The sequence below is a fragment of the Cobetia sp. MC34 genome (assembly GCF_018340035.1).
Taxonomy (GTDB): domain Bacteria; phylum Pseudomonadota; class Gammaproteobacteria; order Pseudomonadales; family Halomonadaceae; genus Cobetia; species Cobetia amphilecti.
In genome coordinates this window covers 45,238-67,214 of sequence record NZ_JADPPY010000016.1, presented here as the reverse complement: position 1 = coordinate 67,214, position 21,977 = coordinate 45,238, and the positions used below count along the sequence as shown (strand labels likewise).

Genomic DNA, 21,977 nt, shown 5'->3' with positions numbered 1-21,977 from the left:
ATGGAGCGCGTATGCAGTTCATGAAATATGCCAGGCAGTTGGCGCGAAACCCGCTGGGGATCATCGCGTTGTTCATCTCGTTGATCTATGGCTTCGCGAGTCTGTTGCTGAATTCGGCGGCCGAGACGCTGACGGTGGCGGAGCGTTGGCCGCTGATCGGTTTCATCGTGGTGTTTCCGCTGCTGGTGCTGGCGGTGTTCTATCGACTCGTGACCCATCATCACGGCAAGTTGTATGTGCCGGGGGATTACGACAAGGACCGCTCCTTCATGCGCACGCTATCGCCAGCCGAGCAGGAGCAGCGTCTGACTCGCGAGGTGCAGGAGTCGCTGGGGGAGAGTGATTGGCAGCAGGACGGAGTAGACGCCGAGGCTCAGGTATCAGCCGCAGATGAGGATAGCGGCCAGGCCGTCGACGATGCCGATGTTGCGCAGTTGTTAAGCCCTCAGGACGGCACCGACGAGAAGACGTCGTTATCGCGTGCCGAGCATCTGGATCATCATCGCCAGCAAATGGCCCAGCTGAAGGATGCGGTGCTGCGTCAGATGCAGGAGTCCTCCACTGCGGGCGGTAGTGCGAGCGGCGCGATGACGCGTCATGTGCGTGTCGGGGAGACCGATGCCTGCTTCGATGCGCTGCTCGAGGGAGAAAGTGCCCCCTTCACGTTCATCGAAGTGAAGGTGCTCAAGCACTACGCCAGAGCGCAGACGGTGCTGCAAAGTCTGCTTTACGAGGCGCTGCTGGCGGACCGCACCCTTGATGCCAATTTCAGACTGATCGTCGTGGTCGTGCTGACGGAGAATTCGTCTCAGGACATGACGCGGAAGCGGCTGGAGCAGGAGTGGCATCAGCGCATTCGTCAGTGCCCGGTCGCCATCGAGCTGCGTTTCATGTCACCGGCGAGTCTGAAGACTTAGGCGACAGCTGACGCTCGAGCGGTGGTCATCGGGCCTTTCAGTCATCAGCTATATCTGCCGTCAACTATGTCGGTCACCAGCTATGTCTGTGTCCAGATGCGCAAACGTCCAGTCACGATTCTCGTGGCTGGACGTTTGCGTGCTTGAGGCGCTGCGCTAGTCCAGGGCGTACAGGCGCCGGTCGAGGGCTTCACAGAAGGCCTGCCAAGCGTGCTGCATCTCGGGGAGCGCATGATGCGCGTGCAGCGCCGCATGCACCATGCCGCTTGCACTGCGATAGCCGACATCGGCACCGCGCCAGCGCCAGACATCCACCGCTGCCTCCAGCGGTTGGGTCAGCGGGTCATGTTCGGCGGCCAGCACTTCGATCTGGCGTGCCGGTGGCTGCTGGGAGTGGGCCGGCGAGGGTGAGTAGCTGGCGGAGCGGTCGCCCTCGGCGACGGTCAGCCACATGCTGACCACTTCATCGCGGCCGAGCAGCGGCGCATCCGAGCCCAGCGCGAACTCGTTCTCCTTGGCCAGCACGAAGACCGGGTCCATCGGCGGGTAGATCAGCCCCAGCACATAGCTTGTGGGTTTCTCGGGGGCCGGATGCTCCTGATGGTGGGCCGTCTCCATTTCCGCGCCGTGGGTGCCGAGGCTTTGCATGCGCGTGCCCTGCAGGCCGATGTTGGGCATCTCGGTATCGAGTCGGCGCGCCACATCCATCGCCAGTCGAGCGCCGGCGCTGTCACCGACGATGGCCACCGGTTCGACAGTGGCGGAGAGGTGCTCGATGGTCGCCAGGCAATCCGCCAGTGCGTCCTGATAGTTGGCGTCCGGCAGCAGGCGATAATCGACACTGACCACCTCACGCCCCAGCTGGGCGGCCAGGCTGGAGGCGATGCCCTGATGGCTCTCGGGCGAGCCTATCTGCCAGGCCCCGCCGTGCAGAAACACCACCGGTGCTGGCAGGTTGCCGTCTGCCTTGCGTGCCACCTCCGGGATGAAGTGGCGCAGGCGCAGCGGCGTTGCCCGGCCGGCGATCTCGACATGATTCTCGTGGGTCGTGACGCCCTCGGCGAGCGGCGCACCAAGTTGCTGGCACAGTTGTTCATAGCGCTTGCGGGCGTCTGCCAGCGGCATCTCTACCATTTCATCCATGCCGCGCGCGAAGTCATCGATGAAGGCGCGACAGGTGATGGGGGAAGGCGTCATGGTCATGAGTCGGCTCTCGGCGGGTGTCCCAAGACAATAACACCCCGCCAGAAGACTGGCAGGGTGCGGGTTTCGACGCTAAATCAGCGACTTGTTATCCGAAGCGGACATCGGTTGTCACACGTCTCAGGTCGTCTTGCGGCGGATGGCGATACGACGACCGGCCGCCTTGGGCCAGTCCTCGTCGCCTGCCGGCTGGGGCAGGGCGGCGATGCGCTCCGCCACCGCTTCCGGGCAGGGGGTCGGACGACCGCCACTGATGCTCATCGCCATCAACATCTGCTCGCTGGTGGCAATCTCGCCGCCGTCGGCATCGGTCAGAGTGAACAGCACGTGCTGACGCTTGGGGTCGTGATCCAGCAGCAGGACCTTGACCTTGAGTGTCTGGCCTTCGTGCGCCTCCGCCAGGTAGCACAGGTGCGTCTCCAGGGTGTAGATGGTCAGGTCGTGTTCGCGACGACCCTCGGCATCCAGGCCCACGTGCTCCATCAGCGCCTCGACCGCCATCGAGAAGGCACGCGCGTATTCGGCATCATTCATGTGGCCGTTGTAGTCGACCCACTCATGCGGCACCGTGATCTTGAGCAGGTCCATCAGATACGCCCCTCGAGACCTTCGGCTTCCGGCCAGTACTTGCGCGTCAGCGTCAGCAGCTCGACCAGGAAGTCATCGCGACGACGATCCAGCTCGGCAACCGGGCGACCCGCTGCCTGGTATTCGCAGCCTTCCACGACCTTGTCGATCAGCTCGTCGGTCAGCTCCGGCGCTTCGAGTTTGGTCCACGGCAGTTTCAGGGCCGGGCCGAACTGCTCGAGCATGTGACGCATGCCCGGCTCGCCGCCGGCGAGGTGGAAGGTCAGGAAGGTGCCCATCAGCGACCAGCGCAGACCACAGCCATAGACGACGGCCGCGTCGATCTCTTCGGTGGTGGCGACGCCATCGTTGACCAGGTGCAGGGCTTCACGCCACAGCGCTTCCATCAGACGATCCGCGATGTGACCTTCGATCTCGCGACGCACGATCAGTGGACGCATGGCCAGTGCTTGATAGTCTTCGCGTGCGCCTTCCAGCAGCGCCGGGGAGGTGTGCTCGCCACCCACCAGCTCGACCAGCGGCAGCAGATAGACCGGGTTGAAGGGGTGGGCGACGATGACGCGGCCCGGCGCCTTCTTGCAGTCCTGTTGCAGATCGGTCGGCTTGAATCCGGAGGTGGAAGAGCCGATCACCACGTGCTCTTCTGCCGCGGCATCGATAGCGCTGAGGATTTCCTGCTTGAGCGGCAGACGCTCCGGCACGTTTTCCTGGATCAGATCAGCACCGACGACAGCTTCTTCGAGGGTCGCGGCGAAGCGCAGACGATCGACGGAAGCGCCTTCCGCCAGGCCATCCTTCTCCAGTGCATGCCAGGCATTCTCGACGAAGGCGCGAGTGCGGGCTTCGGCATCCGGGGCCGGATCAAAGGCGACCACGTCCCAGCCATTGGCCAGCGCGCGGGAGATCCAGCCGTTGCCGATGACACCGGTTCCTACGACAGATAACTGGCTCATGCGACACCGCCTGCGGTTTCGAGGGCTGCCACGTCGCCGGCGGTCTTGCCGGTGGACGGATCACGCAGCTTGAGGAAGGCGCGAGTCTCGGCCGGGGTCATCACGCTGGAGCCCAGGTTCTCGATGATGCCAGAGGACTTCTCGACCAGCTGAGCGTTTGTGGCCATCACACCCTTGGACAGATAGAGGTTGTCTTCGAGACCGACGCGAGCGTGACCGCCCAGCAGCACGGCCTGTGCGACCATCGGCATCTGCATGCGGCCGATACCGAAGGCTGCCCAGTTGGAGTTGGTCGGCAGCTTGTTCTTCATGGTCAGCATGGTTTCGGTGTCGGCTTCCGCGCCCCAAGGAATGCCCAGGCACAGCTGGAACAGCAGGTCGTCGTCGAGCAGGCCTTCCTGCTGCAGCTGGCGAGCGAACCAGACGTGGCCCAGGTCGAAGCATTCGAGCTCCGGCTTGACGCCAGCGGCCTGCACCAGACGAGCGTGCTCACGCAGCCAGTCAGCGGTGTTGATGTAGACCATGTCGCCGAAGTTCAGGCTGCCGCAGTCTAGGGTGCACAGTTCCGGCAGCAGTTCCTGGATCGGCGCATGACGCTCGGCCGGGGTCTGGATATCGGTGCCCGGGCCGCCACGGGTCGGGTCGTTGGCATCCGGAATCCAGTCGCCGCCGCCACCTGCGGTGATGTTCATGACGATGTCTGTGTCGGCTGAACGCACACGGTCCATGACTTCACGGAAGTGCTCGGTGGAGTGGCTGATGCCGCCGGTCTCCGGATCACGCACGTGAATGTGGGCCACGCTGGCGCCGGCCTTGGCCGCCGCGATGCAGTCATCGGCGATCTGCTTCGGCGTCACCGGAACATTCGGGTTCTTGCTGGCGGTATCACCCGCGCCAGTGATGGCGCATGTCAGGATAGTCTTGCGATTCATCGTCGAGCCTCACGTGTCAGGACACTTGTCTGCGGTAAGTCGCAGCGGCCATGTCACCAGACGTCAACCTGCACGCCCCGGTCGCATTGCCTCTGCGCCTTTGTTGAACACAGTGTCGTGAAGTTGGGGGCGGCGAGATGATCAGAACGCGCCGGATACTTTGCGTTTTACGTCAACTTTGACGAGGCTGGGTACCAGCCCGCCCTGAATGACGTAAATGCACCTTTGAGAGGCCTCAATCGTGAGTCAACCGGACTGCGCCTTGAGAAGCTTCGCGGCTTCAAGTGCTGTCACCGACCCGCAGCGTGAACCCCAGGTCATGACTCAGTTCCCCGACGGGGTCACCGTTGATGCGTGCCAGCAACTTGCGTGCGGCCACACGGCCTATCTGCTCCCGCGGTGAGACGATGGTGGTGAGGCGCGGCGTGACATGCTCCCCGATTGGCAGGCCATTGAAGCCGGCGATGGCGATATCCTCTGGGATGCGCACCCCAAGCCGCGCGGCGGCGAGAATCGCGCCACAGGCCATGTCATCGTTGGCGAAGTGGATGGCGTCGCAGTCAGGGAATGTCGCTTTGATACGCTCAAGCGCCTGAGCACCGCTGGTCATCTGTTGACGCACGGGCAGGTCGAGCAGGGGGGCGTCCTCGATGCCGGCCGCCGCCAGCGCCTCACGGTGCCCGGCATAGCGCATCGCCGCGCGATAGTCGCGATCGAGCTCGGCACCGGCGAAGTGGATCGTGCGATATCCGCGTGCCAGCAGGTGCTCGGTCATGGCGCGCCCAGCGGCGACATGATCCATCCCCACGTTCAGATCCAACCCTTCCCCCAGCTCCATGATCTCAACGATCGGCTGATTCCAGTTCTCCAGTATCTGGCGCGTCGCATCGTCATGGCGCAGCCCCGTCACCACCAGGCCCGCGGCCGACCAGCCCAGAAAGGTACGGATCAGCTGGGTTTCCCGAGCCAGATCGTAATCCGTCTTGCCCAGCAGCAGCTGATAGCCGTGTGCCTCGAATTCGTCCTGCAGGCCCTTGATCACGTCGATGAATACCACGTTGGACAACGAGGGCACGATCACCGGAATCACGCGACTGGAGGCCGAGGCCAGGCTGCCGGCAATCATGTTGCGCACGTAGCCGACCTTCTCGATGGCCGCTTCGACCTTGACGCGTGTCGCTTCGCGCACGCTGTCGGGGCTATTGAAGTAGCGCGAGACGGTGATCGAGGAGACCCCGGCTTCCCGGGCCACGTCATTCAGGGTCGGCTGCATGGCACCCTTGCGGTTGCGGCGGGGAGATGATGGTGGATTAGACATATGTCGCGTTTTCTCATTTGCCGCTTGTCGTGGCTTGGAGCCTAATCTATTAATGATGTTAGCGCTAACATGATAGCGCTAACATTCAGCGAAGTGTTGATCGGTGTGCCGCATGAGGCCGCCTTGATCAGCGCTTGAACAGCTTCCGCGGGAGATGCGAGATGACAGCAGCAACGACTTCACCGGTGATCGGCCTTGTCGGCCTCGGCGCGATGGGAATGGGCAGTGCGCGCGCCATGCTGGAAGCAGGCCTGGACGTGATCGGCTGTGATATCTCGCCCGCCGCCTGTCAGGCGTTCGAAGCGGCGGGTGGCCGCGCCGTTGCCTCGCCGCTGGAACTGGCGGCCGAGTGTCAGGTGGTGGTGCTGGTCGTGGTGAATGCCGATCAGGTTGAGCAGGTGCTGCTCGGGGCGCAGGGTGAGGGCGGTCTGGCCGAGCGACTCGCGCCGGGTAGCCTGGTGATCCAGTGCGCCACCGTGGCGCCGAGCTTCGCACGTGAACTGGAAACCCGCCTGAACGGCATGCAGCTGGAGCTGCTCGACGCCCCGATCAGCGGCGGCGCCGTCAAGGCACGCAGTGGTGAGCTGTCCGTGATGTCCTCCGGCAGTGAAGCGGCTTACGTCAAGGCGGAACGCGTGCTGGCGGCGATGGCAGCCAATGTCTATCGGCTGGGCGACTGCGCCGGCCCGGGCTCGAGCGTCAAGCTGGTCAACCAGCATCTCGCTGGCGTGCACATCGCGGCGGCGGCAGAAGCCATGGCGCTGGGCATGAGCATGGGGATCGACCCCGACACCCTCTATGACGTCATCACCCATTCCGCGGGCAATTCCTGGATGTTCGAGAATCGCGTGCCGCACATACTCAAGGGCGATTACACGCCACTGTCGGCCGTCGACATCTTCGTCAAGGACCTGAACATCGTGCACAGCACCGGGCGCGAGCTGAAGCTTGCCATGCCGGTGGCCGGTAGTGCCCTGCAGCAGTTCACCGCCGCCAGTGGCGCAGGTTTCGGGCGCGAGGACGACTCGGCCGTCATCAAGGTCTATCAGCGTCTCGGCAGCTTCAGCCTGCCGGCCGCGAATGATGAAGGAGCGCAGTGATGCCGATCGTACTGGGCGGAATCGCCGATGACTTCACCGGCGCGACGGATCTTGCCAACAACCTGGTACGTGCCGGCATGCGCACCGTGCAGGTGATCGGGGTACCCCAGGACGCGCTGCAGGAAGGGGCGGCGAACGGGCTGGATCTGACTGAGGTCGACGCCGTGGTGGTCGCGCTCAAGTCGCGCAGCTGCCCGGTGGATCAGGCGATCAGTGAATCTCTCGCGGCGCTTGAATGGCTGAAAGCCCAGGGCGCGCGCCAGCTGTTCTTCAAGTACTGCTCGACGTTCGATTCCACGCCCGAGGGCAATATCGGGCCGGTCGCCGATGCCTTGCTGGAGGCCTTGTCTGCCACGCAGACGGCCTTCGTGCCGGCCTTCCCCATCAACGGACGCAGTGTCTATCAGGGCCATCTGTTCGTCGGCGACCGCCTGCTCAATGACAGCGGCATGCAGCATCATCCTCTCAACCCGATGACCGATGCCGACATCGTGCGCGTGCTGTCACGCCAGACGCCGCATGGCGTGGGGCTGCTCGATCACGCCACTCTGTGCCGCGGCGCGCAGGAGGCCCGTCAGCGTCTGGACGAGCTTGCCCATCAAAACGTTCGTCATGTGGTCTGTGACAGCCTCGATGAGCAGGATCTCGAGGTACTGGCCGAGGCGCTGGTCGATCACGCGCTGGTCACCGGTGGCTCTGGCCTCGCGCAGGCCTTGCCTGCCCAGTACCGCCGCAAGGGCTGGCTTGAGCCGATCGATGATGCAGCGGTGCTGGCCCCGGCGCAGGGCGCCGCGATGGTGCTGTCCGGCAGTTGTTCTCGCATGACGCTCAAGCAGGTGGCGCACTTCACTCAGCAGCATGCTGCCTTCGCGCTGGACCCCGTCAAGCTCAACGCGAGCGATACCCACTTCGAGGCGGCGCTGGAGTTCGCCCGTGAGCAACTGGCGGCGACGGACCCCAAGCCATTTCTTATCTACGCCTCGGCCGAGCCGGAAAGTGTCAAGGCGGCGCAGGCGTCACTGGGCGTCAAGCAGGCCGGTGAGCTCATCGAGTGCGCCCTGGCCAGTCTGGCCAGCACCCTGGTCGCGGAAGGCGTCGGGCGCCTGCTGGTGGCGGGGGGAGAAACCTCCGGCGCGGTGGTCTCGGCGCTCGACATCCGTGAGCTGCGTATCGGCGGTCAGATCGACCCCGGTGTGCCCTGGACACAGGCACCGCACCCGGCCGCCGGCCCCTCGCAGCCGGAGGCGATGCTCTCGCTGACACTCAAGTCCGGCAACTTCGGGGGTGAAGACTTCTTTACCCGGGCATTCGACGTGCTGGATGCCATGAATCCTCGCGAGGAGAACGCATGAGTCAGTCACAGCACGATATCAACGTGTTGCGTGAGCAGATCGCCACCTACGGCAAGTCACTGTTCGACCGCGGCCTGACCATGGGGGCCAGCGGCAACATCAGCCAGCGGCTGGACGATGGCGGCTGGTTGATGACGCCGACCAATGCCTGCCTGGGGCGTCTGGACCCGGCGCGCATCTCGCGCCTCGATGCCCAGGGCGTGTTGATCGATGGCGACGCGCCGACCAAGGAGCACTTCCTGCATCGCGCCATGTATGACGAGCGCCCGCAGTCGGGTGCCATCGTCCACCTGCATTCGACCCACTCGGTGGCCGTGTCCTGCCTGCCGGACGTGAATCCCTGCGAGTGCATTCCTCCGCTGACGGCCTATTACGTGATGCGGGTCGGCAAGTTGCCGCTGGTGCCTTACTACATGCCGGGCGACCCCGCGCTGGGCGATGCCGTGCGTGGCCTGGCCGGCAAGCACTGCGCCGTGTTGCTGGCCAATCATGGCCCGGTGGTGGCCGGCAAGACCCTGGAAGCGGCGGTCTATGCCACGGAAGAGCTTGAGGAAACCGCCAAGCTGTTCCTGCTGCTGCAGGGCAAGAACCCACGTGGGATGACCCCGGAACAGGTGGCGGAACTCGAAGCCAGGTTCGGGCGCCCCTGAGTGATGACGTCTTCGTCTGTGAAATCCAAGGATCTGACATGACCCGATTGGCCGCCAATCTCAGCATGCTGTTCACCGAGCATGACTTTCTCGATCGCTTCGCGGCTGCGGCCGAAAGTGGTTTTCGCGGGGTCGAATATCTCTTCCCCTATGCCTATTCCCCGCAAGAATTGCGCGCAAGGCTCGATGAGCACCAGCTGTCGCAGGTGCTGTTCAATCTGCCGCCGGGCGACTGGGAGGCCGGTGAGCGTGGCCTGACCTGTCTGCCGGGGCGCGAGGAGGAGTTTCGGGCCTCGGTGGCCGAGGCGATTCGCTATGCCCAGGTGCTCGACTGTCCGCGCGTGCATGCCATGGCGGGCCTGGTACCGCAGGGCGCGGATGACGCCATGCGCGCGCGTTGCACCGAGACCTACATCCACAACCTGCGTTACGCCGCCGCCGAGCTTGAGAAGGTCGGCAAGACACTGCTGATCGAACCGATCAATCCGCGCGACATGCCCGGCTTCTATCTGAGTGGTCAGGCGCAGGCACGCGAGATTCTCGCCCAGGTCGGCGCCGCCAACCTCAAGGTGCAGTTCGATCTCTATCACTGCCAGATCGTCGAGGGCGATCTGATCCGCAATCTGGAAGCGCAGTTCGCGCATATGGGCCATGTGCAGATCGCCGGCGTGCCGGACCGTCGCGAGCCGGATGTCGGTGAAGTGCATTATCCGGCGCTGTTCGACCGGCTGGAGAGTCTGGGTTACGACGGCTGGATCGGCTGTGAATACCGTCCGCGGGGTGAGACGCGCGCAGGCCTCGGCTGGGGGCGCGCCTTCGGGCTCAACGACGGCCAGTCCGGCACCGCCTGATCACGACTCAAGACAGCAGAAACGCCAATAACGACAACACGTCATGAGCCGTCATGCCAGGCGGCGAGCAAGGAGTCCACACGATGCACGTCATGATTACCGGCGCTGCCGGATTTCTCGGTCAGCGCCTGACCGAGGCCTTGATCGACACGGGCAGCCTGAAGGGGCAGCCATTGTCACGCTTGACCCTGTTGGATCAGATCGAGGCGCCACGTCCCGAGGCGGCGTCATGTCTGGCAGTCGAACCGGCCACCTCGCTGGATATCGAGATCGTGGCAGGCGATATCGCCGATGCCGAGGTGCTTGATCGCTGCCTGGCGGGCGAGCCGCAGGTGATCTATCACCTGGCAGCCGTGGTCAGCTCGGCGGCCGAGGCGGACCTGGCGCTCGGCATGCGCGTCAACTTCGACGCGACTCGCCTGCTGCTGGAAGGCTGCGCGGCGCGTGGATTGCGCGACACCCGGCTGGTGATGGCCAGTTCGGTCGCCGCCTACGGAGGCGATCTTCCCGAGACGCTGAGCGACATGACCGCGCTGGTGCCGCAGAACTCCTACGGCACCCAGAAGGCGATGTCGGAACTGCTGATCAATGACTACAGCCGTCGCGGGCTGGTGGATGGCTGCGTGCTGCGTCTGCCCACCATCATCGTGCGCCCCGGGCGTCCCAATGCGGCAGCCTCGAGCTTCGCCTCCTCCATCCTGCGCGAACCGCTCAATGGCGAAGCCGCCATCTGCCCGGTACCGAGCAAGCTCGAGATGTTCGTAATGTCGCCCCGTCGGGTGGTCGCGGCCCTGCTAAAGGGCGCGGAGGTGGCGAGCGCGGACTTCGGCCTCTCTCGCTGCTTCATGCTGCCGGGCATCACCGTCAGCGTCGCGTCAATGCTCGCGGCGCTCAAGGATGTCGCCGGCGAGCAGGCGCTGGCACTCGTCAAGCATGAGCCTGACCCGCGTATCACCGCCATCGTCGGCAGCTGGCCGGCGCGCTTTGACACCCGCAAGGCGCGTTCGCTGGGCTTCGTCGGCGATGCCGACCTGCACGAGATTCTCAATGCGTATCGCGATGAGAGCGCCAACGCCTAGCCAGCGTCTGGGCATCTTATCCAAGACGAGCTCGCTAGACACCTTTGCCAGAGCTGCTCGTCACATCAGTACGTCAATAACAACGATCGGCGTCATGCCAGCCGGCAGCGCCGACACCGCATACCTTGCGCCACACAATAACAAACTACAGGAGTAGCCCCCCATGACAGACGCCGCCGTCGCGGGGCCACAGGTCATCATCGGCCTGGGCATCGCCATCTTCGTCATGATCTATCTGGTATTGAAAACCCGCGTGCATGCCTTGCTGGCCTTGATCATCGCCGCCTCACTGGCGGGGTTGATCGGCGGCATGCCGCCCAATGAGGTCATCAGTGCCATCACCACCGGTTTCGGCAAGACGCTTTCCACCATCGGTCTCGTGATCGGCTTCGGCGTGATGATGGGGCGTATCCTGGAGGTGACCGGTGCCGGGCAGCGCATGGCCTACGCTATCCTCAATCTGCTGGGCAAGAACAAGGAAGAGGCCGCGATGGCGCTGACGGGCTACATCGTCTCCATTCCGATCTTCTGTGATTCGGCCTACGTCATCCTCAACCCGCTGGTGCGTTCACTGGCGCGCAACAGCGGACGTTCGGTGATCGGTCTGGGCATCGCGCTGGCGGCTGGCTTAATCATCACCCACTCGAGCGTGCCACCGACTCCGGGCCCGCTGGGCGTGGCCGGTATCTTCGGTGTCGACATCGGTCTGATGATCGGCTGGGGCCTGGTGATTACCGCGCCGGCGCTGATTGCACTGGTGATCTATGCCCGCCTGATGGGCCCGCGTATCGAGGCGATGCTGGAAGCCCAGCCGGGTGGTTTCGAAGGTAGCGTCAAGCATGACACCGACAGCATGATGCCTGAATCTGAGCTGCCGTCCCTGCTGATGTCCTGCATGCCGATCGGCCTGCCCATCGCGCTGATCTTCCTCAATACGCTGGTCAGTGCCGTGATGGGCGATACCAGCAATGCGCTCACCAGCACCATCGCCTTCGTCGGCAACCCGGTGATCGCCGTGGGCATCGGGGTACTGGTCGCCATCTATGGTCTGATGCCGAAGACCCCCAAGCAGGAAGTTTTCGATCATCTGGAAAAGGGCGTCGAGACGGCGGGTATCATCCTGCTGGTCACCGGTGCCGGTGGTGCGCTGGGCTCGGTACTGCGTGCCAGTGGCGGCGGCGATTACATCGCCATGCAGGTGGCGGCACTGGGGCTTCAGCCGCTGTTGATTCCGTTCATCATCGCCACCTTGGTGCGCTTCATCCAGGGGAGTGGCACGGTGTCGATGATTACCGCGGCCTCGATCTCCGCACCGATCCTGATGGGCATGCCGGACGTCAACATGGTGCTGGCCGCGCAGGCCGCCTGTATCGGCGCGATGTTCTTCAGCTACTTCAATGACAGCTATTTCTGGGTCGTCAATCGCATGCTCGGCGTCAAGAGCACCAAGCATCAGATGCTGGTGCTGACCCTGCCGACGACGCTGGCCTGGGCCATTTCCATCATCACCCTGTTGCTGCTCAACGCCATCGTCGGTTGAGCCAGCCAGAGCAGTCTGTTTTATCAGGAGCGCCGGGCCTCATCGAGGCCCGGTTTTTTCGTTGGATTTTCGTTCATGAGCGAGGTATCAACACGGACATGCGGCGCTTGAGCATCTCCGTCAGCGTGGCTTTCAACATCTGCGCATGTAATAAAGAAAGCAGGGCGATCGAAGGGAAATCAGACATGCCTTCACGAATGGCAATATTGGAGCAACACCTGAGTGCCACGACTCCTGCGAGGCTGAGCTTTGCCCCTGAACTCGAGAGAGACTTTGAACAGTTCGAGCATCGTCGGCGCATGAGTCGTGCCGTAATGGGCTGCTGGAGCCTGATCATCTTTCAGCTGATGTTCGTGCTCTATGACACCGTCTATGCGCCGGTCGCGATGCCGGTGACAGAGAATCTCGCCGTGATGCTGCGCCTGTACGTCTGCATCGCGCTCGCGATTCTCGTGCTGGTCCTCAAGAGTGAGGTCTGTCGCCCCGTCGGGCGCGAGGCGCTGCTGGTCGCGACACTGTGGGGCGTGATCGGCCTGGCGGCGTGGCTGGCGGTTCGCGAGAACCACCTGCGCTGCTTCCTCGAACTCTATGCGCTGGGCGTGGTGCCACTGGTCGGTATCGTCCTGATGCAGCTGCGTTTCGTCTCGGCTCTGGTGCTGTCGGCAGGGGGGATGGCCATCGTGATGAGCGTAGCGATGCCCTATGCCCATATGGACTTCGCGATCGTCTTCGTCTTCATGGCGTTCTGCCTGTTTTCGCTGATCTCCAGCTTCCGCATCGAGTTCTCGGCCCGTCATGCCTATCTGATGACCTCCATCGATCAACTGCGCCTGCAGGATGTGGAATCACGCAATGCCGAGCTGCAGGAAATGGCCTGTCTCGACCCGCTGACCCAGCCCTACAATCGCCGTCATCTGATCGAGGTGCTAAAGCAGCACCATGGCGATGCTCAGCAGGCGAAGAACGGCGTGTCAGCGTCCCATCCGGTGCCACCGTTACCATGTCTGGCGCTGATGATGATGGATGTCGATCTCTTCAAGGCTTTCAATGATCACTACGGGCATGTCGCGGGCGACAACTGCCTGTATCAGATTGCCCAGGCCTTGCAGGAAACACTGGACAGGGAAAAAGGCGCTGGCATCGCCGGTGCTCTCGAGGGGAAAGAGGCTGCGTTGGCCAGCGTAGTTCGCTTCGGCGGCGAGGAGTTTACCGCCCTGGTGGCCGTGCGTGATCTCGAGCATGCGCGCAGTCTGGCCGAGGCAATGCGCTATGCCGTCAAGTCGCTCAAGCTGCCTCACCGCGAGTCGGAACTCGGCGTCGTCACCCTGAGTGTGGGGCTTTGCGTCATCCCCTTGTCGCGCCTGCTCGAGGGCGAGGGGATGGAAGATGAAATGACGCGTGACATGGCGGTCGAGACGCTCTTCAGCCGCTGGGTCGATCAGGCCGACAAGGGGCTTTATCGTGCCAAGCGACATGGCCGCAACCGTACCTGCGTGCAACGTGGCAACGGTAATGGCAAGGCGCGCGCCCAGGCCAGTGATGACCTGCGTGATGACCTTCATGATGAGCGGCAGGCTGCGCAGCACGGTGAGCGGCAGAATGTGCCGCACGATGAACAGAAGGCTGAGTTGCCAGATCACAGGCCGCCGATGGGCGGAGCGGGCTTGTCATGAGAAGTCAAAAGCGACTCCCCGGCGGCCGCGAGGCGATGATGCCGGCGGCGATGGCCGCCGAACGCGGCGTCGTCGAGGGGCTGATCGACGGTCGCGGCACGTCACGCTGGCGGCTCATGTTCCCCGACGCCCTCGAGACCCGGTATGTGGAAGAGACGCGCGTCTCGCGCACGCGTGGCTTGCTGTATTCCGGCATATTCGCCTTCGTGATGTATGCCACCTTCCTGATCAGTGACACCATTCATCGCAGTGAGGACCTGGCACTGGCCGCCATGCTGCGGCTGGGCGGTGTCTGCGTGGTGGCCATGCTGGTGCTGCCGCTGGTGATCAACACCATGCTGGTCAGCGCCATCCTGTTGCAGCTGTCGCGCACCGAGCTTTCGCATGTCGATACGCTGTTGTTCGGCTTCTTTCCCATGGTTGGCAACATTCTCTTTCGGCTGCGCTTCCACCAGGCACTGACGGCGTCGCTGACCTGCACGCTCATCATGGCCGGGGTGATCGCGTCGGAACCTGCCGGTCAGGAGGGACTGGAGCTGCTGGCGATGCTGATCTTCGTCAGCACCACGGGGCTCTCGCTATTGGCCAACCATCAGCTCGAGCACAATCAGCGTCAGGTGTGGTTGCTGCGCCAGCGTGAGCGGCTGTTGCTGGAGGAGAAGCGCGCTGCCGGGCAACGTCTTACCCGTGAGGCCAACTGCGATGCGCTGACGGGCGTCTTCAACCGGCGTCACCTGGAGCGGGATCTGGCCCAGCGCTGGGCGGGCCTGACCCGTGATGACGGTCTGGCGATCCTGATGGTGGACGTCGATCACTTCAAGACCTATAACGACCATCATGGCCATGTGGAAGGGGATCACTGCCTGCAGCAGGTTGCCGGTGCGCTCCAGGCCGCCATCGGCCCGCAGCCGGGCATGGTGGTGCGCTATGGCGGCGAGGAATTCCTGGTTCTGCTGGAGTCAGTGACCGAGCGGCAATTGCGGGACTGTGCCGAATGCATCCGCCGCAAGGTGCGTGCGCTCAAACTGATCCACCCCGATAGCTCCGTGGCGAAAGTGCTGACCGTCAGCGTCGGGGCGGTGAGCTACAAGGCCGAACAGCACACCAACCTGACCGACCTGGTACGTGCGGCGGATGCGGCGCTCTATGACGCCAAGCATCAGGGGCGCGATTACTGTGTCATACGGTGAGTTCCTGACGCGAAGGGGCAAAGCCACAAGGAAAAGGGCATAAAGAAGAACGAAGTGAGACAAGAGAGGTAAGTAGAGAAGAGAGAGAAGAAAAGGAAAGAAGGAGAAGGAGACAGCAAGGTGCGTTCTCGAAAGGGGGCGCGCCTTGTCTTTATGCAGCCATCAGGGCGCACATTCCTGGCTGGTTCAAGGTGCGCTGCAGGACAGAAATCAAGACAAACCGCGTCCGACGGCCGCTGGCATTGGTCGTATTCGAGGCTCGACGTGTGGTTATCTTGATGTACGTCAATAAAGGCGGATGTGCGGCGAAATATAGATGGCAAGCCTGAGCATGCCGAGGGGAAAATACGTGGATGCTGTCATGCAATATGGCGGGCCTGATCGATCACCACCATGGCGATTGATCGGATGGCTGGGCCTGCGGCAAAGCGTCATCGTGCACGATAGCCTGGTGTTTTCTATGCTCTTTGGGTCAGCTGGTAGAAAGATGACTGCCATGATCGATGGAGTTTGGTGGTATGCCTTGTCGTCACGGGCCTGACCGTGATATCTCTGCGACTGTGCGTCCCACAACGGGATGAACAGAGTGCAACCCCTGGAGTCCTGAGGAGTCGCCCATGGAACTGGATCCCGTGATCCTGTCACGCATACAGTTCGGATTTGTCGTGTCATTTCATGCCGTCTTTCCGGTGTTTACCATCGGTCTGGCATCCTATGTGGCCTTGTTGCATGGCCTTTTCTACAAGACAGGCAATGCCGCCTGGGAGCGCCTTGCAGCGTTCTGGGTGAAGGTATTCGCCGTGGTCTTCGCGATGGGCGTGGTCTCCGGCATCGTGATGGCCTTCCAGTTCGGCACCAACTGGAGCAACTTCAGTTATGCCACCTCCAACTTCATCGGCCCGATGCTCAGCTATGAGGTGGTGACCGCCTTCTTCCTGGAGGCCGGCTTCCTCGGCGTACTGCTGTTCGGGCGTGGCAAGGTGCCGGAAGGCGTCCACCTGTTCGCGGCACTGATGGTGTCATTGGGCACCTTCATCTCCTCCTTCTGGATTCTGTCCTCCAACAGCTGGATGCAGACACCGGCGGGCGTCGACTTCATTGATGGCCACTTCTTCGTGAATGACTGGAGTGCGGCCATCTTCAATGCCTCCTTCCCCTATCGCTTCACGCACATGGCGATCGCCTCGTTCCTGACCGGTGGCTTTGTGGTGGCCGGGGTCAGTGCCTGGTATCTGCTGATCGGACGTGATGTCGAGGCCAACAAGCGCGCGCTGTCCATGTGCATGTGGCTGCTGCTGGTGCTGGCGCCGGCGCAGGCGGTGGTGGGCGACATGCACGGCATCAACACGCTGGAGCATCAGCCGACCAAGGTGGCGGCGATGGAAGGCAACTGGGAAACCCAGTCGGGCGCGCCCTTGTTGCTGTTCGCCTGGCCGGACAAGGAAGCCCAGATGAACCACTTCGAGATTGCGATCCCGAAGCTGGCCAGCCTGATCCTGACCCATGATCCCGATGGCGTGGTGCCGGGCCTCAAGGAGGTCGAGCCCGACATGCAGCCGCCGGTGTGGTTCGTGTTCTGGTCGTTTCGCGTGATGGTGGCAGTGGGGCTGGTGATGATCGCGGTGGCGTTCATCGGCCTGTTCCTGCGTCGCGATGGCAAGCTCTACCGCTCGCGCCCCTTCCTGCAGACGCTGCGTCTGATGTCGATCGCGCCATTTTTCGCCGTGCTGGCCGGCTGGTTCGTCACCGAGGCTGGACGCTCACCCTGGCTGGTCTACGAGATGATGACCCAGCAGGAGGCCGTCACGCCGTCACTGACCGGCTGGATGGTGCTGGCCACGCTGATCGGCTACTTCCTGGTCTATCTGGTGGTCTTCGTGACCGGTAGCTACTACCTGACGCGCGTCATCCGTGGCGGCATGCAGCCCGAGCTGCCGCATGACGATGTCGAAACCGCGATGCGCCCGCTGTCCGCCGCGCACGAGAGTCTCGATGATGATGCCAGCCGTACGGTAAGGAGTTGAGCACATGGAACTGATCAATCTGACCATGATCTGGGCGCTGATCATCGGCTTCGGCATCATGATGTACATCCTGATGGATGGCTTCGATCTCGGGGTCGGCATCCTCTATCCCTTCGCCCCGGATGAACACGCCCGTGACGTGATGATGAATTCGGTCGCGCCGGTCTGGGACGGCAATGAAACCTGGCTGGTACTGGGCGGGGCCGGCTTGCTGGCGGCGTTTCCGGCGGTGTACTCCATTCTGCTGCCGGCGCTGTATCTGGGGGTCTTCCTGATGCTGGCCGGCTTGATCTTCCGCGGGATTGCGTTTGAATTCCGCTTCAAGTCCACGCGCAATCGGCATTGGTGGAACGTCGCCTTCAGTGGCGGTTCCTACGTGGCGACCTTCTGTCAGGGCGTGGTGGTCGGGGCCTATATCCAGGGCTTTGCCACCGAAGGCCATGTCTATGTCGGCGGCGCCTTTGACTGGCTGACCCCCTTCACGGTGATCACCGGGCTCGCGCTGGTGGCGGGCTACGCTCTGCTGGGGGCCACCTGGACCATTCTGAAGAGTGAAGGCGAGGTTCAGGCATGGGCCTATCGCATCACGCCCAAGTTGCTGATTGCCGTGCTGGTCGGCTTCGGGGTCATCAGCCTCTACACGCCGTTCGTCGATGAATACGTGCGGGAGCGCTGGTTCAATCATATCGGCATGTTCTGGGTCTTCCCGGTGCTGGCGCTGTGCTGTGCGGCCTTCATCTGGCGTGCCGTCAGCAAGCGTTTGGAGGGCCAGCCGTTCGTCGCGACTCTGGGACTGTTCCTGTTCACCTATCTGGGGCTGATCTTCAGCAAGTGGCCGTATCTGGTGCCGCCGGACATCACCATCTGGGATGCGGCGTCAGACCCGGGCGCGCAGCTGTTCCTGCTGATCGGCGTATTGTTCGTGATTCCCATCGTGCTGGGCTATACCGCCTGGAGCTACTGGGTCTTCCGCGGCAAGGTGCAGGACGGTGGCTATCACTGACCTCACGCAGGGGGCAGCGCAGGAGGCCCCGACCAGCGCCGCTGGCAATGACACGGCGCGCGCCAGCGTCAGCGACGACAGTGTCACTGGCAAGGAGCGCGACAAGGCCAGACGCAAGGCTGCCGGCAAGTGGCTCAGCCAACAGGCGACGCGCGAGCGTCGCCTGTTGGCTATGGCGGCGCTGTGCGGCGCATTGGCGGGGCTGGCAACGGTTGCGCAACTGGTACTGCTGGCCTGGCTGGTCACTCAGGTAATCGAACAGCCCGCGGCGTTGGCTCGCCTGTGGTGGCCGTTCGGCGGCCTGGTGGCGCTGCTGGCGGTGCGTGCCTTGCTGAGTGCCGCGCAGGAGCTATGTGCCCAAAAAGCCAGTCAGCGCCTGCGCCAGCGGGTGCGTCGAGATGTAATGGATCACCTGCAGGCATTAGGCCCGGTGCGCGCCGCGCAGTTTCATGGCGCCGATGTGGCCCAGCGCTGGGTCGAGCAGGTCGAGGCGTTGGAAGGCTACTTCGCACGTTTCTACGTCCAGCTGCGCCTGGTGCTGATCAGCCCGCTGGTGATTCTGGCCATCGTGGTCAGTCAGGACTGGCTGGCGGCGATTCTGCTCGCGCTGACCGCGCCGCTGATTCCGTTGTTCATGGCGCTGGTCGGCATGGGGGCCGAGTCGCTCAATCGCGAGCAGTTCGTCGCGGTTGCGCGCCTGTCGCGCCACTTTGTTGATCGCGTCCGGGGGATCACAACACTACGGCTGTTCGGCCTGGGTGAGCAGGCCACGCAGGAGGTCACGCTGGTCGCTGATGATTATCGCCGCCGCAGTCTGCGCACGCTGCGCCTCGCCTTCCTCTCATCAGCGGTACTGGAGTTCTTCTCGTCGGTGTCGATCGCGGTGGTCGCGATCTATATCGGCTTCGGCCTGTTGGGCGACATTCCCTTCGGGCCCGCCCAGTCGTTGACCCTGTTCAGCGGCCTGCTGATCCTGCTGCTGGCGCCGGAGTTCTTCCAGCCGCTGCGCACCCTGTCTCAGCACTATCATGATCGCGCCTCGGCCTTGGCCGCCGCGGACTCGCTGCTGGAGCTGTTCGACACGTCCGTCGCCCCGGCGCGTCAGGCCTCCACGATGGCGTCGGCCAGTGTCTCGCTGCCCGGCGATGTGATGTTGCAGCTGGAGGCCGTCACGCTGACGCATCCCGGGCGGGGCAGGGTGCTTGGCCCGTTGGATCTCACCTTGAAGGCCCACGAGGTGCTGGTGATCAGCGGCCCGTCCGGGGCCGGCAAGTCATCGTTTTTGCAACTGATGGCAGGATTCGTGGCCCCCGATGAAGGCCAATGCCTACGCCGAGATACCACTGGCCTTGCCTGGATGGATCAACGCCCGCTGCTGATGCAGGGCAGTCTGGCCGACAACCTGCGTATCACCGCGCCAGACGCCAGTGATGATGCGATCGTTCAGGCGCTGACGAGCGCCGGCCTTGGCGAGGTGCTGGCCGCCTTGCCGCAGGGCATCGCCAGCCCGTTGGGCGAAGGCGGGCGCGGGCTGTCCGGCGGCCAGGCTCAGCGTCTGGCGCTGGCGCGGGTCTTCTTGAGCGATGCGCCGCTGGTGTTGCTCGACGAGCCAACCGCCAGTCTGGACGCCGACACCGAACAGCGCCTGATCGCCGGCTTCCAGGTGTTGGCCGAAGAAGGCCGCACGCTGGTCATCGCCACTCACCATCCGGCCTTGAGGGCCATGGCGACGCGCCAGCTGTGTCTGACCCGTGATGGGGTCGTTGGCACTACTGGAGAGACACAGGATTCTGGGGAGGGCGCATCATGATCGGACCTGCTCGTACTCTCGGTCCTGGCTCCACTCCCTCGACGCGCGAGGCACTGGCCGCGCTGGCGCCCTGGTGGCGAGTGCATGAGCGCTACCGCCGTCGACTGCTGCTGGGCGTGGTGCTGATGGCAATGACCGCGCTGTCGGCACTCGGGCTGCTGGCGGTCTCGGGGTGGTTCATCACGGCATCGGCATTGACGGGGGCTGCGCTGGCTGCCGGTGCCGTCGCCGTGCTGGATGTCTACACGCCGGGCAGCGCGATTCGCCTGTTTGCCGTCTCGCGCACCGTCTCGCGCTATCTGGAGCGTCTCTACAATCACGACACCATCCTGCGACTGCTGGCCAGCCTGCGCGGCAGTGCCTTTGCCTCGCTGGTCAGCATGGACCCCGCACGGCTGGCAGCCCGGCGCTCCAGTGACTGGCTCAATCGTCTGACCGCGGATATTGACACCCTCGATGCGCTCTATCTGCGTCTGGCGGCGCCTCCGGTGATGGCCTTGCTGCTGATTGTGGCGCTGCTTGGCATCACGCTGGTGTGGCTACCGGGCGCGACGCCGTGGCTGGCGCTCTTGCTGTTGACTGGCTGGGCGTGGCTGACACTCGGGCAGGCACGCTGGGGGCTGGTGGCCAGCCGTCGGCGTGTGACCACTCTCGAGGCATTGCGCTCCAGCCTGATGGAGGCGCTGCGCGGGCATGCCGAACTCGAGGCCTACGCGGCGCTTGGCCATGTGCGTGAGCAGCTGGAGGCGGTGGAGGCGCGTCTGCTGGCGGACCAATGGCGGCTGGCGGTCATCAGTGCCGTCGGCAATGCGCTGGCCGTGCTGGTGATCGGACTCGCCTGGTTGCTGTTGCTAGCGATGGGCATGCTCGCCCTGCGCGATGGCCAGCTCAGCGGCCCGATGCTGGTGATGCTGCCGCTCGCGGCGATGGCGCTGGGTGAGGGGCTGGCGGGGCTGCCGACGGCCTTCAGCCAGGCCGGGGCGACGCTTGGCGCCGCGGAGCGCCTCAACGATATCGAGCACGCCGCGGGTGTCGTGCACGGTGATGCTCGCCTGTCAGCGGGGCCGATCAGCGTCTCGCTGGAGCAGGTCAGCTATCGCTATCCGGGCGCCTTGTTCGAGGCATTTTCAAACGTCTCGCTCACTGTCGAAGCCGGTGCGCAGGTCGCGATCTGTGGCGCCTCCGGCGCTGGCAAGTCGACGCTAGCGGCGCTGCTGACCGGGCAGACCAGCCTAGCCTCCCGCGGCCTGCAGATCAGATGCAATGAACAGCAGGGCGGGGGTACTGAAGAGCAGGGCGGGCGGGTGTTGCTCAATGGCCGTGAGGTGCATCACTACGCGCCTCTGGCGATTGCCGAGGGCGTCGGCTGCCTCACCCAGCAGGTCGATCTGTTCGATGCCAGTCTGGCTGACAACCTGCGACTGGGGGCCGCCGACGCCGATGATGCCGCGCTGTGGCGGGTGCTGGCCGCGGTGGATCTCGCCGACTGGGTCGCGAGTCTGCCGCAGGGGCTGGCGACACGCGTTGGTGAGGGCGGTCGTCAGGTGTCGGGTGGCCAGGCCCGGCGCATCAGTCTGGCGCGCCTGGCGTTGACCAACCCCGGCCTCGTGCTGCTGGATGAGCCTTTCTCGGGGCTGGATGCCACGACAGCGCAACGCGTCGCGCAGGGTCTCGCTGACTGGCTGGCGGGCAGGACGGTGATCTATCTGCTGCATGAGCATGATCTCGCGGCGCCACGCCCCGGCACCGAGGCCGTGACCCGTGTCTGCTGGCTGGATCGCTGAGCATCCATCG

General features: G+C 63.7%; 18 protein-coding genes. 13 read left to right on the top strand and 5 right to left on the bottom strand.

The features are described 5' to 3' along the window. The first annotated feature begins 11 nt into the window (after positions 1-11). Complete coding sequence (locus tag IZU87_RS10535; protein WP_213114462.1) at positions 12-917, top strand: hypothetical protein; 906 nt, start codon at positions 12-14, stop codon at positions 915-917. 156 nt (positions 918-1,073) lie between these two features. On the opposite strand, the gene IZU87_RS10530 is transcribed toward IZU87_RS10535, so the two are convergent. The 5 genes from IZU87_RS10530 to IZU87_RS10510 all read right to left on the bottom strand — a co-directional run bounded on the left by IZU87_RS10530 (position 1,074) and on the right by IZU87_RS10510 (position 5,911). Then, the gene (locus tag IZU87_RS10530) at positions 1,074-2,120 is read right to left on the bottom strand and encodes an alpha/beta hydrolase (protein WP_213114461.1); all 1,047 of its coding nucleotides are present in this window, start codon (positions 2,118-2,120) and stop codon (positions 1,074-1,076) included. Between the two features lie 120 nt (positions 2,121-2,240). Next, entirely contained in the window at positions 2,241-2,708 is a 468-nt protein-coding gene (locus IZU87_RS10525) for a thioesterase family protein (protein ID WP_213114460.1), read from the bottom strand. Beyond that, a complete protein-coding gene (locus IZU87_RS10520) occupies positions 2,708-3,661 on the bottom strand; it encodes an L-carnitine dehydrogenase (RefSeq protein ID WP_176494133.1) in 954 nt (317 codons plus the stop codon). Before IZU87_RS10520 ends, IZU87_RS10525 begins: the two co-directional genes overlap by 1 nt. After that, a complete protein-coding gene (locus IZU87_RS10515; protein WP_213114459.1) occupies positions 3,658-4,593 on the bottom strand; it encodes a beta-keto acid cleavage family enzyme in 936 nt (311 codons plus the stop codon). Before IZU87_RS10515 ends, IZU87_RS10520 begins: the two co-directional genes overlap by 4 nt. Before the next feature lie 280 nt (positions 4,594-4,873). Beyond that, complete coding sequence (locus tag IZU87_RS10510; protein ID WP_213114458.1) at positions 4,874-5,911, bottom strand: LacI family DNA-binding transcriptional regulator; 1,038 nt, start codon at positions 5,909-5,911, stop codon at positions 4,874-4,876. A gap of 161 nt (positions 5,912-6,072) precedes the next feature. Between IZU87_RS10510 and ltnD the strand changes: the two genes are divergently transcribed. The 12 genes from ltnD (at position 6,073) to cydC (ending at position 21,967) form a co-directional block, all read left to right on the top strand. Beyond that, a complete protein-coding gene (ltnD, locus tag IZU87_RS10505) occupies positions 6,073-7,011 on the top strand; it encodes an L-threonate dehydrogenase (protein WP_213114457.1) in 939 nt (312 codons plus the stop codon). Continuing rightward, positions 7,011-8,363, top strand: coding sequence for a 3-oxo-tetronate kinase (gene otnK / locus IZU87_RS10500; protein ID WP_153635989.1), 1,353 nt, complete (start codon positions 7,011-7,013; stop codon positions 8,361-8,363). The genes ltnD and otnK overlap by 1 nt, the downstream gene beginning before the upstream one ends. Then, complete coding sequence (gene otnC, locus IZU87_RS10495) at positions 8,360-9,013, top strand: 3-oxo-tetronate 4-phosphate decarboxylase (protein ID WP_153635988.1); 654 nt, start codon at positions 8,360-8,362, stop codon at positions 9,011-9,013. Before otnK ends, otnC begins: the two co-directional genes overlap by 4 nt. A 38-nt stretch (positions 9,014-9,051) precedes the next feature. Beyond that, positions 9,052-9,864: a 2-oxo-tetronate isomerase gene (otnI, locus tag IZU87_RS10490; RefSeq protein WP_153635987.1), complete on the top strand. Its 813-nt coding sequence runs from the start codon at positions 9,052-9,054 to the stop codon at positions 9,862-9,864. A gap of 83 nt (positions 9,865-9,947) precedes the next feature. After that, positions 9,948-10,943 carry a D-erythronate dehydrogenase gene (gene denD, locus IZU87_RS10485; RefSeq protein ID WP_213114456.1) on the top strand — a complete coding sequence of 332 codons (996 nt, stop codon included), beginning with the start codon at positions 9,948-9,950 and terminating at the stop codon, positions 10,941-10,943. Between the two features lie 163 nt (positions 10,944-11,106). Beyond that, entirely contained in the window at positions 11,107-12,483 is a 1,377-nt protein-coding gene (locus IZU87_RS10480) for a GntP family permease (RefSeq protein ID WP_131432235.1), read from the top strand. 299 nt (positions 12,484-12,782) lie between these two features. Next, the gene (locus tag IZU87_RS10475) at positions 12,783-14,156 is read left to right on the top strand and encodes a GGDEF domain-containing protein (RefSeq protein ID WP_213114455.1); all 1,374 of its coding nucleotides are present in this window, start codon (positions 12,783-12,785) and stop codon (positions 14,154-14,156) included. Continuing rightward, positions 14,153-15,346, top strand: a complete 1,194-nt coding sequence (locus IZU87_RS10470) for a GGDEF domain-containing protein (RefSeq protein ID WP_213114454.1) — start codon at positions 14,153-14,155, stop codon at positions 15,344-15,346. The genes IZU87_RS10475 and IZU87_RS10470 overlap by 4 nt, the downstream gene beginning before the upstream one ends. Positions 15,347-15,963: 617 nt before the next feature. Next, complete coding sequence (locus IZU87_RS10465; RefSeq protein WP_054557186.1) at positions 15,964-17,370, top strand: cytochrome ubiquinol oxidase subunit I; 1,407 nt, start codon at positions 15,964-15,966, stop codon at positions 17,368-17,370. Between the two features lie 4 nt (positions 17,371-17,374). Beyond that, the gene (cydB, locus tag IZU87_RS10460; protein ID WP_153635973.1) at positions 17,375-18,373 is read left to right on the top strand and encodes a cytochrome d ubiquinol oxidase subunit II; all 999 of its coding nucleotides are present in this window, start codon (positions 17,375-17,377) and stop codon (positions 18,371-18,373) included. Further along, a complete protein-coding gene (gene cydD / locus IZU87_RS10455) occupies positions 18,360-20,183 on the top strand; it encodes a thiol reductant ABC exporter subunit CydD (protein WP_349305178.1) in 1,824 nt (607 codons plus the stop codon). Before cydB ends, cydD begins: the two co-directional genes overlap by 14 nt. Further along, complete coding sequence (cydC, locus tag IZU87_RS10450) at positions 20,180-21,967, top strand: thiol reductant ABC exporter subunit CydC (protein ID WP_213114453.1); 1,788 nt, start codon at positions 20,180-20,182, stop codon at positions 21,965-21,967. Before cydD ends, cydC begins: the two co-directional genes overlap by 4 nt. Positions 21,968-21,977 lie beyond the last annotated feature (10 nt).

Excerpts from the sequence above, each read along its gene's own strand:
- IZU87_RS10535 (WP_213114462.1), top strand. The coding sequence starts at position 12 with ATGCAGTTCATGAAATATGCCAGGCAGTTGGCGCGAAACCCGCTGGGG.
- IZU87_RS10530 (WP_213114461.1), bottom strand. The coding sequence starts at position 2,120 with ATGACCATGACGCCTTCCCCCATCACCTGTCGCGCCTTCATCGATGAC.
- IZU87_RS10525 (WP_213114460.1), bottom strand. The coding sequence starts at position 2,708 with ATGGACCTGCTCAAGATCACGGTGCCGCATGAGTGGGTCGACTACAAC.
- IZU87_RS10520 (WP_176494133.1), bottom strand. The coding sequence starts at position 3,661 with ATGAGCCAGTTATCTGTCGTAGGAACCGGTGTCATCGGCAACGGCTGG.
- IZU87_RS10515 (WP_213114459.1), bottom strand. The coding sequence starts at position 4,593 with ATGAATCGCAAGACTATCCTGACATGCGCCATCACTGGCGCGGGTGAT.
- IZU87_RS10510 (WP_213114458.1), bottom strand. The coding sequence starts at position 5,911 with ATGTCTAATCCACCATCATCTCCCCGCCGCAACCGCAAGGGTGCCATG.
- ltnD (WP_213114457.1), top strand. The coding sequence starts at position 6,073 with ATGACAGCAGCAACGACTTCACCGGTGATCGGCCTTGTCGGCCTCGGC.
- otnK (WP_153635989.1), top strand. The coding sequence starts at position 7,011 with ATGCCGATCGTACTGGGCGGAATCGCCGATGACTTCACCGGCGCGACG.
- otnC (WP_153635988.1), top strand. The coding sequence starts at position 8,360 with ATGAGTCAGTCACAGCACGATATCAACGTGTTGCGTGAGCAGATCGCC.
- otnI (WP_153635987.1), top strand. The coding sequence starts at position 9,052 with ATGACCCGATTGGCCGCCAATCTCAGCATGCTGTTCACCGAGCATGAC.
- denD (WP_213114456.1), top strand. The coding sequence starts at position 9,948 with ATGCACGTCATGATTACCGGCGCTGCCGGATTTCTCGGTCAGCGCCTG.
- IZU87_RS10480 (WP_131432235.1), top strand. The coding sequence starts at position 11,107 with ATGACAGACGCCGCCGTCGCGGGGCCACAGGTCATCATCGGCCTGGGC.
- IZU87_RS10475 (WP_213114455.1), top strand. The coding sequence starts at position 12,783 with ATGAGTCGTGCCGTAATGGGCTGCTGGAGCCTGATCATCTTTCAGCTG.
- IZU87_RS10470 (WP_213114454.1), top strand. The coding sequence starts at position 14,153 with ATGAGAAGTCAAAAGCGACTCCCCGGCGGCCGCGAGGCGATGATGCCG.
- IZU87_RS10465 (WP_054557186.1), top strand. The coding sequence starts at position 15,964 with ATGGAACTGGATCCCGTGATCCTGTCACGCATACAGTTCGGATTTGTC.
- cydB (WP_153635973.1), top strand. The coding sequence starts at position 17,375 with ATGGAACTGATCAATCTGACCATGATCTGGGCGCTGATCATCGGCTTC.
- cydC (WP_213114453.1), top strand. The coding sequence starts at position 20,180 with ATGATCGGACCTGCTCGTACTCTCGGTCCTGGCTCCACTCCCTCGACG.